This is a genomic window from Mycobacterium sp. NPDC050551 (genome assembly GCF_040674075.1).
Lineage (GTDB): Bacteria > Actinomycetota > Actinomycetes > Mycobacteriales > Mycobacteriaceae > Mycobacterium.
The window spans coordinates 1091127-1105495 of record NZ_JBFARC010000002.1 but is presented as its reverse complement, the minus strand read 5'-3'; the positions used below and the strand labels follow the sequence as shown (position 1 = coordinate 1105495).

General features: G+C 70.4%; 8 protein-coding genes. 2 read left to right on the top strand and 6 right to left on the bottom strand.

The features are described 5' to 3' along the window. Positions 1 to 158: 158 nt before the first annotated feature. From AB0K11_RS12075 to galE, 3 genes are read right to left on the bottom strand one after another with little or no spacing between them, the layout of a single operon-like run. A complete protein-coding gene (locus AB0K11_RS12075; protein WP_364976339.1) occupies positions 159 to 2519 on the bottom strand; it encodes an EspA/EspE family type VII secretion system effector in 2361 nt (786 codons plus the stop codon). Positions 2520 to 2575: 56 nt separating this feature from the next. Further along, on the bottom strand, positions 2576 to 4327 hold the full coding sequence (locus tag AB0K11_RS12070; RefSeq protein ID WP_364976784.1) for a hypothetical protein: 1752 nt from the start codon (positions 4325 to 4327) through the stop codon (positions 2576 to 2578). Then, the gene (gene galE, locus AB0K11_RS12065; RefSeq protein WP_364976336.1) at positions 4324 to 5316 is read right to left on the bottom strand and encodes a UDP-glucose 4-epimerase GalE; all 993 of its coding nucleotides are present in this window, start codon (positions 5314 to 5316) and stop codon (positions 4324 to 4326) included. Before galE ends, AB0K11_RS12070 begins: the two co-directional genes overlap by 4 nt. An 89-nt stretch (positions 5317 to 5405) precedes the next feature. On the opposite strand from galE, the gene AB0K11_RS12060 reads away from it, so the two are divergent. Both AB0K11_RS12060 and AB0K11_RS12055 read left to right on the top strand, forming a co-directional pair. Further along, positions 5406 to 7193, top strand: a complete 1788-nt coding sequence (locus AB0K11_RS12060; protein ID WP_364976333.1) for an amidohydrolase family protein — start codon at positions 5406 to 5408, stop codon at positions 7191 to 7193. Between the two features lies 1 nt (position 7194). Next, the gene (locus tag AB0K11_RS12055; protein ID WP_364976330.1) at positions 7195 to 7788 is read left to right on the top strand and encodes a TetR/AcrR family transcriptional regulator; all 594 of its coding nucleotides are present in this window, start codon (positions 7195 to 7197) and stop codon (positions 7786 to 7788) included. Here the strand turns inward: AB0K11_RS12055 and AB0K11_RS12050 are convergent. The 3 genes from AB0K11_RS12050 to AB0K11_RS12040 are packed head-to-tail and all read right to left on the bottom strand — an operon-like array spanning position 7766 to position 14273. Then, positions 7766 to 9031: a hypothetical protein gene (locus AB0K11_RS12050; protein ID WP_364976327.1), complete on the bottom strand. Its 1266-nt coding sequence runs from the start codon at positions 9029 to 9031 to the stop codon at positions 7766 to 7768. The genes AB0K11_RS12055 and AB0K11_RS12050 overlap by 23 nt on opposite strands. Then, positions 9028 to 10362 carry a M1 family metallopeptidase gene (locus tag AB0K11_RS12045; protein WP_364976325.1) on the bottom strand — a complete coding sequence of 445 codons (1335 nt, stop codon included), beginning with the start codon at positions 10360 to 10362 and terminating at the stop codon, positions 9028 to 9030. The genes AB0K11_RS12050 and AB0K11_RS12045 overlap by 4 nt, the downstream gene beginning before the upstream one ends. Next, positions 10359 to 14273 carry a Pls/PosA family non-ribosomal peptide synthetase gene (locus tag AB0K11_RS12040; RefSeq protein ID WP_364976323.1) on the bottom strand — a complete coding sequence of 1305 codons (3915 nt, stop codon included), beginning with the start codon at positions 14271 to 14273 and terminating at the stop codon, positions 10359 to 10361. Before AB0K11_RS12040 ends, AB0K11_RS12045 begins: the two co-directional genes overlap by 4 nt. Positions 14274 to 14369: the final 96 nt, after the last annotated feature.

Sequence of the window (14369 nt, the reverse complement as noted above, 5' to 3'; positions counted from 1 at the left end):
TCCGAATCTCGAACGGCGGGTAGGGAAACGGCGGTCGCGCGGAAGTCGACGGCGCTGACGGTGTGCCGTCCTGCATGCGGCACCCGCCCACAAGAGCAACCGAGCACAGCACGAACACGGTGACGGCTACGACTATGCGACGCCCACCGACGCCCGCGTTAGCCGCCGACATCGATCTTGTAGCTCTGTCCATAGTTCTCGACATACGGATTCAGGCCGCGGCTGTCCAGGAAGTTGTCCAGCGCGATGGCTTCCGGACTGCCGGGAGCCAACGGTTGCCCGGAGAGGTTGATCGGCTGTCCGTTGGGCGCCAATTCCGGAGGGAGCTGCCCCGCGTCGTAGGCGGCCTGCAGAATGGCTTGCTGCGCTTGTCGATTCGCGCCCGCGCCCAAGTCGTCCTGGTGAGGCGCCGAAATCCCCTCGTACTGGGCCGTGCCGATCGCCTCCTTGATCTGATTCTCCACCAGATCCCCAGGTGCGAGACCCGTGACATCCGTGATCGTGCCCGCGCCCGGGATCTTGCCCGCCAGTTCGTCGGTGGCCACGCCGGCCAGTTCGGCGCCGAGGATCTTGGCGCGGTACACCGCGTCCCGCTGCTGTTCCTCGGTCATCTCGTTCTGGAACACCTCGTTGTGGTGGCCGATCGCATCGAGCATCGCGTTGTCGATGCGGCCGGACAAGCTGCCCGCCGGACTGTTGTTGACGTCGTCCTGGATGTTGCCCGGGTTGTCGCGCATGGCCGCCGCGAGTTCGTCGATGCGGGCCGTCTCGGCGGCGTGCGCGAGGGTGACCCGGCCCTCTTCTGAATAACTGCCCAGTTCCAGCAACCGGTTGGCCTCAGACGCGGCGAGGACGGGGTTGCCAGCGGAGTCGAACGTCGTCTCCGGGTACCCGTTCGCGTACGTCCCGGGCCCTGCCAGTGAGCCCGTATTCTCCGCAAGGAGTTGAGCCATCTCCGTCGACACCGCATCGTTGTGCGCGAACGAATCCCGCATCGTGTTGAACACCGGATCGTTGTCGCCCGGCGCCAGCATGTGGGGCACCTCGGTGAATGCCTGCCTGGCCCGGTCGCCGATCGGGTCACCGACCGGCCGGTCCATGTCTTCGTTCATCCAGTCGAGCAGCGTCGCCGCACCCGTGCCGCCACCGGCGTTGGACCAGTCCTGGCCCATCAATGTCCGGACGGTGTGCTCTGCGTTGTACCCCGGTTCCATCCCATCGCCAGACCAGATCCGGTAGGACGCTTCGTTGTTGCGTCCGGCGACATCCGCGTAGTTGTTCGCCGCACGTTCGTAGGACTCCACCGACGTCTCGCGGAACCCCCAGCCATCGCGGTTCGGTTCGACCATGTCGGCCGCCTTCTGATACATCTCGGTGCCCAACTGGGTCCCGGGTTGGAAACCGGGGTTCGCCTCGCCGAACAGTTCGCCGAGCTGGGTCATGTCGGCGACGTTCTGCTCCTGCGCGGCGACGGTGCCGAGTTCGAGTTCGTTGGGAATCGCGTCGCCGTTGCGCCACTCGATGAAGTCACGCAGTTCGGACGGCAGTTGGTCGTACCCGCCGCGGGCGGCGATGCTGCCGTCGGGGTTCTTCTCGACGATGTTCTCGTTGCTCGTCATCATCAAGCCGTTGGAGAGCCGGTCGCGCTGCGCCCCTGCATCGGTGTCGCCTGCGGCCTCCTGAGCCTCGAGATGTCGGTCCAGCGCCAGCAGCCCGTCCTTGCCCGCCGCTTGGTAGAAGTCGCGGTAGTAGTCCAGCGTTTCCGGCGGGACGTCGGACACTTCCTCGCCGCGTGCGAGTGCATCGATCTGGGCCTGGGTGAGCTGAGTCTCCGGAAGATTGTCGGCCACCTGGTCGAGCACCGCGGGATCCTGCTGATCGGGCGGCAGGTCGGCTTGCTCGGCCACCGCCTCGCCGTCCTGCTCTCCCTCGCTCTCCGACTCGCCGGTCGGTGTGCCGCGCGGAAGCCTGTCGCGCTCCTCGGTTTCCTTGTCGTCGCCGGGGTCGCCGGACGGGCTGCCCTCACTGCTGAAGTTGACGGACTCGAACTCCGGCTTGAGCTTGTTCATGTTGTCGCGGATGGTGTTGTTGGCGTCGTTGGACGTCTGCACGATCTCGCTGACCTGGCCGAGGCCGCTGTTGGCGATCTTCATCAACAGTTCGTCGCGCTGCTTGCCGGGCGGGACGCTGTTCGCCGCGTCGGTGACCCACTGGCGGACGGCGTCGAGGTTCGACCGGCCGGTGGTCACCACGTCGGCCGCCTGGTCCATCTGGGCGGCCAGCCGTCGGTCGAGGTCGGCGAGCTTGGTCAGGTTGTCACCGTGCTTCTTGTTGGCTCCGCCGTAGGCCTCGGAGGCCGCCCCCGTCCACGTGTCGCCGGGAGCCGCGGCCTGGACGTCGGTTCCGAGCTGACCGAGCTTGGCGCTGGCGTCGATCTGCGCGCCGCCCTGTGGCGTTCCCTCACCGAAGGTGTTGCGGGCGTCGTTCCACGTTGCGTAGAAGCCGTCGAGTGCACTCACGAGCGCACCGGCCCGCAACGTCGCAAATCCATGTGCTCAGTATCCCGTACCCCTGACTACCTCGGTGCCACGAATCCGACCGGCCCGGGGGAGATGCACACCGACAGCGCCGCGGTGTTCGCCCGGACCTCGATCGCGTCGCCGGCCCCGGGCAGCCGCACGAACACCCGGTTCAAACCGGGCCGCACCGGCACCCGGGCTTCGCGTCCCTCCGCCAGCGACATCGTCAACGACCCGTCGCTGTTGGCGAGGTAGTTGATCTCGGCCGTCCAGTCCGCAGGCAGCAGCGGCCCATCCAGCGGGATCCGCACCGGGGCGTCGGGCTGCACCAGGTATCCGCACTGCGGTTGTGGCCCGGGCCGGATCGCCCGCACCCACGTCACCAGCGCGTCGACCACTCGTCCCGTCCGGTCCAGCATGCGCAAGTCCGTTGCGGCGTCGGCGAATTCGGGTCGGTCCCGAACCAACGCGAACATGTGACTCACCAGGTTCTCCGGCCACGCCACCCGCTGCAGGATCAGCGGATCGACCTCCTGGTCGAGCATCGTCTCGCCCGGACCCACCGCGGCCAGCCCCGCGCGGGCGTTCGCCACATACGCAGGCACCGGGCTGTCGCGCCACACCGTGAAGAACGTCGCCGTCGAATACAGGCTGCTGCCAACGAAAGCCGCCACCGCGCCGACCACCACCACCGACCGCACCCGCGACGCGTCGAGCCACGCCGACACCCGGTTCGGCGCACAGAGCCCCACCGCCATCAGCATCGCCAGCACCACCACCAGGTCCGGGAAGTACCGCAATGTCTGCGCCAGCTCCAGCGCCGTGAACTGCGACGAGCGCATCAGGTAGATCGGCACTTGGCACGCGACGGCGTAACCGACCGCCACCGCCCACACCGGCGCGATCCGCTGCTTGCGGGCCAGCGACACCGCCACCACGGCGGTCAGTGCCAACCAGCCCAGCACCATCGCCGCCACCGACGGCGTCCCCCACGGCGACGCGGGCGCCCAGCGCTGCCACTCCCACGGCCCGCCCACCAGACCCGGCACGATCCCATGGGTGATCGAGCGCACCAGCAGGTCCCACGTCATCGCCAGATCGAGACTCCACCGCTGCTGATCGACCACCAGCACGTAGAGCGCGATCCACGCCGCCACCAGCGCCAGCGACGCGATCCACAACCGCTGTCCGCGCCGCCACACCGCCGCCACCGGCTCGCCGCGCACGTGTGCCAGCAGCGCCGTCACCGCGAACGCGACGAACGGGATCACCGCCGCTTTCTCGAAGAACAGCAGTCCGCCGAAGAACACCAGCACGCCCGACACCGCGTAGCGCGCACGCCCGGTGCGCACCAACAGCACGGCGTCGGCGCTCACCCAGGCCAGCGCCGCCAGCATCGGCAGCGAGTTCAACGCCGCCGCCCACCAGGCGAACCCCGGCACCGCCAGCGGTGTGAACAACGCGAACGTCAACGGCAGCAACAACACCGGCCGCCACCCGAGGATGACGTGCAGCACCCGCAGCAGCGCCAGCGACGCCAGTGCCTGCAACACCACCAGGCTCAGTGCCGGAAGCACCCAGCTCCACGGCGCCACCCGGGTGATCGCCCCGGAGAGCAGGAAGGCCGCGGGCATCACGTGCCCGTCGTGGTCGTCGAACAGGAACGACGGCGACAACAGGCTCGACGTCCCGGCCCGTCCGATGAGGATCAGGTCGTCCCAGTAGAAGTAGCCGCCGAAAGCCAGCACTCCGCGGAGCACCAGCTGCGCCGCGATCAGCGCGGCGGCGAGACGCGCGACCCGGTTCAGCCGGCCCACTCCGCACCCGGCGCCGCCGCCCGCGCCGACAGGCTGGCCCGCCACGCCGACGACACCATGTCCTGCAGCGAGTGCCGCATCTGCCAGTCCAGGTCGCGGCGCGCCAGTTCGCCGGTCGCGACGATGCGGGCCGGATCGCCGGGCCGCCGCGGCATGATCTCCGGTTCGAACTCGATTCCGGTGACCTCGCGGATCGCGGTCATGATCTCGCGCACCGACGTGCCCGCCCCGCTGCCGAGGTTGTACACCGGTTCGACGGGCAGGCCGTCGGCCAGCCGCCGCGCCGCCGCGACATGCGCCAGCGCCAAGTCGGTGACGTGGATGTAGTCGCGGATGCAGGTGCCGTCGGGCGTCGGGTAGTCATCACCGTTGATGCGCGGGAGGCGGCCCTGGTGCAGCATCTCGAACACGACGGGGAACAGGTTGTGCGGGCTGGCGTCGTAGAGCGCGTCGGACCCGGAGCCGACCACGTTGAAATACCGAAGGCTGGTGTGCTGCAGGCCGGCGGCCCGGCCGAGGTCCCGCAGTATCCACTCGCCGATCAGCTTGGTCTCGCCGTAGGGCGATTCCGGCCGGGTCGGCGTCTGCTCGTCGACGACGTCGGTGTCGGGCGTGCCGAAGGTCGCCGCACTCGACGAGAACACCACCTTGTCCACGCCCGCGCTGTCGGCGGCCTTGAGCAGCGTCACCATCGCCGACACGTTCTGCTCGTAGGTGTGCAGCGGGCGGGTCACCGACACCCCGGCGTACTTGTAGCCGGCGATGTGGATGATGCCCCGGACCTCGTGGCGGCTCAGGGTGTCGAACACCAGGTCCTCGTCGAGCAGGTTGCCGCGGACGAACGGCACCGGGTCGGGCACGAAGTGCGCGATTCCGGACGAGAGATCGTCGATGACCACCACCGGCATGTCGGCGTCCAGCAGCGCATGCACGACGTGCGAGCCGATGTATCCGGCCCCACCCGTCACCAGCCAGGTCATCGGCCCTCCTCTGTCCCGTCGATCGGTCGGGCGCCAGGATATCCGGCAGAAAAGATTGCAAGTGCTCACTATCTGGCCTACGGTGAGCCATGCCCTACGACGTGATCATCCGCGACGGTCTCTGGTTCGACGGAACGGGAGCCGCCCCGCGCGTGCGCACCCTCGGCATCCGCGACGGTGTCGTGGCCGCCGTGTCCGTCGGCAGCCTCGACGAGACCGGCTGCACCGACGTGATCGACGCCAGGGGCAAGTGGGTGGTCCCGGGCTTCATCGACGTGCACACCCACTACGACGCCGAGGTGCTGCTCGACCCCGGCCTGCGCGAATCGGTGCGCCACGGCGTGACGACGGTGCTGCTGGGCAACTGCTCGCTGTCGACGGTCTACGCCGACTCCGAAGACGCCGCCGACCTGTTCAGCCGGGTGGAGGCGGTGCCGCGCAAGTACGTGCTCGGAGCGCTGCAGGCCCACAAGACCTGGTCGACGCCCGCCGAGTACGTCGCCGCCATCGACGACCTGCCACTCGGCCCCAACATCGCCTCGATGCTCGGGCACTCTGACCTGCGCACCGCCGTGCTCGGACTGGACCGCGCCACCGACGAGCGCACCCGGCCCACCCGGACCGAGATGCGCACGATGGTCGGGATGCTCGACGACGCCCTCGACGCCGGCCTCCTCGGCATGTCCGGGATGGACGCCGCCATCGACAGGCTCGACGGTGAGCGGTTCCGTTCCCGGGCACTGCCCTCGACCTTCGCCACGTGGAAGGAGCGTCGCAAGCTGATCGGGGCGCTGCGCCGACGCCGCCGCATCCTGCAGAGCGCCCCCGACGTCAAGAACCCGCTGACCGCGCTGTTGTTCTTCCTGGCCAGCAGCCGCATGTTGGGCCGCCGCGCCGGGGTGCGGATGAGCCTGCTGGTCTCCGCCGACGCGAAGTCCGCGCCGGGTGCGGCCCGCGTGTTCGGACCGGGCACCCGCCTTCTCAACCGTGTCCTCGGCGCCAGCGTGCGGTTCCAGCATCTGCCGGTGCCGTTCGAGTTGTACTCCGACGGCATCGATCTGCCGGTGTTCGAGGAGTTCGGCGCAGGCACCGCCGCGCTGCACCTACGGGAACAGCTGGAGCGCAACGAGTTGCTCGCCGACCCCGATTACCGCCGCCGCTTCCGCACCGAGTTCGACCGCCGCATCCTTGGACCCACCCTCTGGCACCGCGACTTCCACGACGCGAAGATCGTCGCCTGCCCCGACCCGTCACTCGTCGGCAAGAGCTTCGGGGAGATCGCCGACGAACGCGACTGCCATCCACTCGACGCGTTCCTCGACGTGCTCGTGGAGAACGGTGAGCGCAACGTGCGCTGGACGACGACCGTGGCCAACCACCGGCCCCGCGAACTCGACCGCCTCGCCGCCGAACCGTCTGTGCACATGGGCTTCTCCGATGCCGGAGCGCACCTGCGCAACATGGCGTTCTACAACTACGCGCTGCGGCTGCTCAAGCGCACGGTCGAGGCCGACCGGGCGGGCAGGCCGTTCCTGTCGGTGCAGCGTGCGGTGTACCGGCTCACCGCCGAGGTCGCCGACTGGTTCGGCGTTCCCGCGGGCACCCTGCGCGACGGCGACCGCGCCGACTTCGTGGTGATCGACCCGGCCGGCCTCGACGACTCCGTCGACGGCTATCACGAATCCGAGGTCGACTTCTACGGCGGGTTGAGCCGCATGGTCAACCGCAACGACGCCGCGGTGGCCGCCACCGGTGTAAACGGCGTCGTTGTGTTCCGCGATGGCGAGTTCTGCGACGGCTACGGCACCACGGTGCGGGCGGGACGCTTCCTGCGCGCAGGCGCAGAACCGGTCAGTCGCGTGAAAACGCCTGTCTGACATGGCGAGAACGCAGCAGCAGCGACGGGCGGAAACCGTCAGCCGGCTCCTGGACGCCAGCATCGAGACGATCATCGACGTCGGCTACGCGCGGGCGTCGGCCAAGGTGATCGCGAGCCGGGCACAGGTCTCCGACGGCGCCCTGTTCCGGCACTTCCCGACCATGGGCGACTTCATGGCGGCGACGGCCTACGAGGTGATGCGGCGCCAACTCGACCTGTTCACCAAGCAGGTCGCCGAGATCCCCGCCGACCAGCCCGCGCTCGAAGCCGTGCTGACGATCCTGCGTGACGTCACCGGCAACGACACCAACACGGTGATGTACGAACTACTGGTCGCCGCACGCACCGACGACAAGCTGCGCGCCACCCTGCGCGACGTCCTCACCGTGTACGCCACCAACATCGGTGACATCGCCCGCTCGCTGCCCGGCGCCGACGAGTTCCCGCACGACATGTTCGGCGCGCTCGTCGCCATGCTCACCAACACCTTCGACGGGGCGGCGCTGGTGCGGCCCGTCCTGCCGCAGCCCGAGATCGAGGCGCAACGCATCCGGCTGCTGGCCGCCCTGCTCAGTCCGCAGCCACCGGGCTGACGTCCGACCGGGCCAGCGCCACCAGGTGGACGGCGATGCCCACCACCGGTCCGCACAGCAGCGCCACCACCGTCCTGGTCTCCAGATCCAGCGGCAGCAGCAGCAACAGCACCGACGCGACCGTGGCGCCCACCCAGCCCACCGCGTACGCCCGGTGCAGTGCCGCCGCGACGGTGGCCGCACCGGTCAGCGTGAGCAGTGCGATCGCCACCGCCGCCGCGGTCAGCCACGCCAACAGTGGGCCGTCGGCCCGGTATTCCGCCCCGAATGCGTTCTGCAGCAGCCACGGTCCCAGCAGGCCGGCGGCGATCACCCCGACCGTGCCGAGTGCGAGCACGGCCACCGCGGGCGTGACGAGGGCACGCAGCCGCCGATCCTGCTGGTCGACGAAGTGGGCGATCAGATTGCCCTGCATGGCCGTCAGCGGCACCAGCAGCGGCGCCCGCGTCAGCGTCACCGCGAGGATCACCACGCCACCCGCCGCGCCGAGATCCTCCGAGGTGGCCTTCAGCAGGACCGGGAAACCCATCACCAGGATGGCGCTCGCGCCTGCGGCCGTCACCGAATGTGCCGCACCGCGAAGGAAAGTGACGACTCCACCGGGGGTGAGCAGCCGGGCCGCCGCCCGGGTGGACGGCGACGCCGCCAGCATGATCAGCCACGCCACCGCGCCGGCCACCGTCGCCCACAGGAACCCGACCAGGCCCCAGCCGAGCACGAACGTCGCCACCGCGACCACCACCCGGATGACGGCGTCGGTCACCATCAGCGACCCGTACTGCGTCCAGCGGTTCACCCCGGCGAGCATCCCGAGCAACGTTGCGTGCAGGCAGAATCCGGCGAGGCCGACGCTGAGCAGCGCCACGCTCAGCCCGCCCGACTCGACGAACACGTGCCCCGACCACAACGGCGAACTCCCGGCGATCAGCAGCGCCGTCACCACTCCCACCATCGCGGCCACCCGCATCGGCGGTGTGCGTTCACCGGTGGTGACCTCGAGGTGCCGCGACGAGCGGACCTCCCGGGTGGCTTCCTGCAGCAGGCCGTTCGCCGCGCCGGTCACCAGTCCGAAGGCGCCCCAGAACACGCCGAACACCGAGAAGCCCTCGGGTTCGAGTGCACGCGCGGCCAGATACAGCACGGTGTAGCCGCACAGGGCGGTCAGCGCCGTCGCCACCCCGACCCGGGCCACGCTGCCCCGGGTGACGGGCCCGGTCGAGGGCGCCCCGCCGACGTCGGTCACAGCTTCGGCAGATCCTCGGAGTACAGCCACGCATCCCACAGCGGCCGCAGCGAGTCCTGCGCGTAATTCGCGGCGAGGCCGGTGAAGTCGTCGGTGAACGCGGTGCTGTGGCGGTGCCGGGCCGTCCAGTCCTGCAGCAGCGCGAAGAAGGCGTCGTCGCCGAGATGTCGGCGCAGCACGTGCAGCGTCAGCGCACCGCGCTTGTACACCCGGTCGTCGAACATGTCCCGCGGACCGGGATCGGCCAGCAGCAGGTCCTCCGGCGAATCCGCCAGCCGGTGGTGGTAGTGCCGTGCCCACTCGTCGGCCGAACGGCCGCCGGAGTTCTCCGACCACAACCACTCCGCGTAGCAGGCGAATCCCTCGTGCAGCCAGATGTCGCGCCACCGCCGCACGGTCACCGAGTTGCCGAACCACTGGTGGGCCAGCTCGTGGGCGATAAGGCGTTCCGAATTGCGGTGCCCGTCGCAGTGATTGGCGCCGAAGATCGACATGCCCTGCGCCTCGAGCGGGATCTCGAGGTCGTCGTCGGTGACCACCACGGTGTAGCCCGACGACAGCGGATACGGCCCGAACAGCTTGACGAACAATTTCATCATCTGCGGCTGATGGTGGAAGTCGTGGTCGAAGTGGTCGCGCAGCCGCGGCGGCAGCGCGGCGTGGATGGGCACCGGCGATTTGGCCATCCGGTGCCGTTCGTACATCCCGATCTGCAGCGTCACCAGGTACGTCGACGTCGGCTCGGCCAGCTCGTAGGTCCACACCGTGTGCGCGGCCCTGGTCCGCCGGGAGACCAACTCGCCGTTGGCCAGCACCCGGTAGGGGCTGTCGGCGCTGACCTGGATGCGGTAGCTGGCCTTGGCGGCGGGATGGTCGTCGCACGGGAACCACGACGCCGCGCCGTTGGGCTGCCCCGCGACCAGTGCGCCGTTGGACAGTTCCTCGAAACCGACGTCACCCCAGTGGGACCGGATCGGCCGCGGGTTCCCGCCGTAGCGGATTTCGACGGTCATCGCCGCACCGGCGGGCAGCGCCGCAGGCAGCACGATGCGCAACTTGCCGTGCGCACTGCCGAACTGGGCCGGCCGCTTCCCGTTGACCGACACCTTGCTCACCGACAGCGCGTCGGACAGGTCGAGGGTGAAGTCGCGCAACGCCGCGAGCGTCACCGCGGTGACGGTCACCGTGCCCGACAGCCGGTTGATCGCGACCTTGTACTCCAGGTCGAGTTCGTAACGCGACACCCGGTAACCGAAGTTGCCGTTGCGTGGCAGGTACGGGTCGATCACCGGCGCCGACGACTTCTTGGCGGCCTTCTTCGCACGCGTCACGCGGCGCTGTCCTGTCGACCGTCGGTCGCGTCCCGGCGCTTCTTGCGGGAAAGAATCCACGGCGCAATGGGATTGCCCTGCCAGCGGCTCGACGCGGGCACCTCGTCACCGCGCATCACCAGCGAGCCGGGGCCCACGGTCGACCCGGCGCCCAGCCGGGCCGCGGGCAGCGCCACGCAGTGGGTGCCCAGCGTCGCACCCCGCTCCAGCACGACCGTGTCCATCCGCATGATGCGGTCGTGGAACAGGTGCGTCTGCACCACGCAGCCGCGGTTGACCGTCGCGCCGTCGGCCAGCGTCACCAGGTCGGCCTCCGGTAGCCAGTACGTCTCGCACCACACGCCGCGGCCGATGGTCGCGCCGAGGCCACGCAGCCACAGGTTCATCACCGGGGTACCGCTGGCGGCCCGCGCGAACCACGGCGCCGCCACGGTCTCCACGAACGTGTCGGCCACCTCGTTGCGCCACACGAACGACGACCACAGCGGATGCTCGATGGCCGTGATCCGGCCCACCACAAGCCATTTGGCGAGCACCGCGATCGCCCCGGCCACCGCGCCCGCGATCAGCAGCACCACGCCGCAGGCGAGCGCCGTCCACAGGTAGCCGAACCGGATCGCCAGCGCCTGCAGCGTCAGCAGCACCGCCACTCCGATCCCGAACGACACCAGGACGGGGATCAGCCGGCACGTCTCCACGGCGGCCCGCATCAGCTTGAGCCGCGGCGGTGGGTGGAAGGTGCGCAGCGCGTCGGCCGCGGTCGGCTTGCGCCGCAACCGCACCGGCGGGCTGCCCAGCCATGACGAGCCCGCCTTCGCCTTGTGCGGGGTGGCCGAGAGCACCGCCACCAGCCCGTCGTCGGGGACTTTGCGGCCCGGCTGGGTGATGCCCGAGTTCCCGAGGAACGCCCGCTTGCCGATGGTCGCCTTCGCGATGTGGATCCAGCCGCCGCCGAGTTCGTAGGAGGCCACCATGGTGTCGTCGGCCAGGAACGCGCCGTCCTGCACTTCGGTGAACTTCGGGGTGAACAGCGCCGTGGATATCTCGGTGCCGCGGCCGACTCTCGCGCCGAGGATGCGCAGCCACGATGGTGTCAGCAGGCTGGCGTACAGCGGGAACAGGTAGGTGCGTGCGGCGTCCATCAGTCGCTCGGTGGCCCACACCTGCCAGCCCGTGCGGCTGCGCACCGGGTGGTAGCCCTCGCGCAGACCCAGCGACAGCAGCCGCACCCCGGCGACGGTCAGCGCCGCGTAGGTGAGCACGGCGGCGAGCATCGCCACCGGAGTCCACAGCGCCGCCACCGGCACCGCGGCTCCCAGCGAATCGGTGTGTCGCACAGCCCAGCCCAGCACGGTGAGGCCCACCGCCAATGCGGCCAGCGGTAGCGCGCCGAGCAACACCGACGTCACGCCGTAGACCGCCACCCACAGCGGCGCGCGGCGCGGCCGGTGATCGGGCCAGGGGTGGCGGGCCTTGCCGGACTTCACCGCCGGTGATCCCTTCCAGTACTGGCCGTTCTTCACCTTGCCGACCACCGCCGACCCGGGGGCGACGTCGGCGTTCTTGCCCACCACGGCGCCCGGCAGCAGCGTGGTGCGGGCGCCGATCGTGGCGTCGTTGCCGACGGTGATCCGGCCGACGTGGAAATGGTCGCCGTCCACCCAGTGGCCGGACAGGTCGACCTCGGGCTCGATCGAACAGCGATGGCCGAGTCGCAACAGGCCGGTCACCGGCGGCGAGGAGTGCAGGTCGACACCCTTGCCGACGGTGTTGCCGAGGGCTCGGGCGTAGTAGACCAGCCACGGCGCCCCGGCGAGGTTCTCCGCGCCGCTGGCCTCGGCGAGCCGCTCGGCCAGCCACACCCGCAGGTGTACCGGCCCGCCGCGGCGGTAGGTGCCGGGTTCGAGGCTGCCGATCAGCATCCGCGCGCACAGCACCGCGATCGCCATCCGGCCGGGCGGCGACACGAACAGCAGGAACCCGGCCAGCAGCCACCACCAGTTCACCGGCGTCACCCACGGCACCAGGTCCGCCGCGGCGGCGAGGTTGTTGACCAGGGCCAGCCACACCACCCACTGCAACCCGGTCAGCGTGGCCAGCGGCAGTGACAGCCCGACCTGCACCAGCTGCGTCAGCCGGGGTGTCGGCGCGACGTCGCGGGTGACGACGGCCGGCGGCGGGTCGAGTTCGTCGAGGTAGCCGGCCAGCGACCCGAGCCGGGGGTGGTCGTAGAGATCGGCGACCGTGACGTGCGGGTAGCGCTGCCGCAGTGCGGCCACCAGCTGCGCCGCCGACAGCGACCCGCCACCGAGGGCGAAGAAGTCCGCCTCCGGCCCGTCCACCGGTGCGCCCAGCACGTCGCGCCACAGACCGGCCAGCCATCCGGTGGTGCCGCCCAGCTCGGTCGCGACGTCTGCGGGCTCACCGGGCGGGGGCCACGGCAGGGCGTCGCGGTCGACCTTGCCCGACGTGCGGGTGGGCAGCTCGTCGAGCAGCACCAACCGCGGCACCAGCGCCGCGGGCAGCGACTCGGCCAGCGCGGCGCGAGCGGCCGAGACGTCGAAGGCGGGGTCGGCGCTCGCAACGTAGCCGACCAGCAGGGGAGTGCCGCTGGTGGTCCGGCGCACGGCTGCCGCGCCGCCGCTGACGCCGGGCAGATTGACCAGTGCCGCGTCCACCTCGCCCAGTTCGATGCGCCGCCCACCCACCTTGACCTGGTCGTCGGCCCGTCCGACGAAGTACAGGCCGTCGGCCTGCAGCCGCACCAGGTCGCCGCTGCGGTACGCGCGCGACCAGCCGAGCGTCGGCATAGGGGCGTACTTCTCGGCGTCCTTCTCCGGATCGAGGTAGCGGGCCAGGCCGACGCCGCCGATCACCAGCTCGCCGACCTCGCCTTCGGCGACCGGGACACCGTTCTTGTCGACGACGGCCAGGTCCCAGCCGGCCAGCGGCAGCCCGATGCTCACCGCCGAGCGGCCGTCGAGGCGCGCCGCGCAGGCGACGACGGTGGCCTCGGTGGGGCCGTAGGTGTTCCACACCTCGCGGCCGTCGACCGCGAGTCGTTCGGCGAGCTCCGGCGGGCACGCCTCGCCGCCGAAGATCAGCAGCCGCACCGCCTCCAGCGCCTCGGCAGGCCACAGCGCGGCGAGCGTCGGCACCGTCGACACCACGGTGATGTCCCGCGACACCAGCCACGGGCCGAGGTCCATCCCGCTGCGCACCAACGACCGCGGGGCGGGCACCAGGCAGGCGCCGTGCCGCCAGGCCAGCCACATCTCCTCGCAGGACGCGTCGAACGCCACCGACAGCCCGGCCAGCACCCGGTCACCCGGACCGAGCGGATTGTCCTGCAGGAACATCCGGGCCTCGGCGTCGACGAACGCCGCCGCGTTGCGGTGGGTGACGGCCACACCCTTCGGTGTCCCGGTCGATCCCGAGGTGAAGATGATCCAGGCGTCGTCCCGGCTGAGCGGGGCGGCCGCGCGCCAGCCCCGCGACGATCCGGTGGCGCGCACCAGTCCCTCCTCGGTGATGACGGCCACCACCCCGGCCTCACCGAACACCAGGGCGGCGCGCTCGTCGGGGTCGTCGGCGTCGACCGGCACGTAGGCGGCGCCCGTGGCCAGCGTCGCGAGGATCGCCACGTAGAGCGCGTAGCTGCCCGACGGCATTCGGATGCCGATCCGGTCACCGCGTCCGATCCCGCGGGCCGCCAACCACGCGACGCTCTCGTCGATGTCGGCGACGAGCTCGGCATACGTCAACTGCACGGTGCCGTCGTCGAGGGCGGGCGAGTCCGGGAACCGGCCCGCCGTCTCGTGCAGGATGTCGATCAGCGTGCGCGGCTCCGGAGCGAACGGCGACAACGCGTATTGAGCGGGTATTTCGTGCCGCGGGTCCGCTGCTGTCACGGGTACAAACTACTCAGCGCGGCGGCCCCCGGTCGGCGGCGCGGCGGCGTGTGGTGACGTTTGGCCGTTGCGGGGTATCCCCCCTTGGATCGCGAC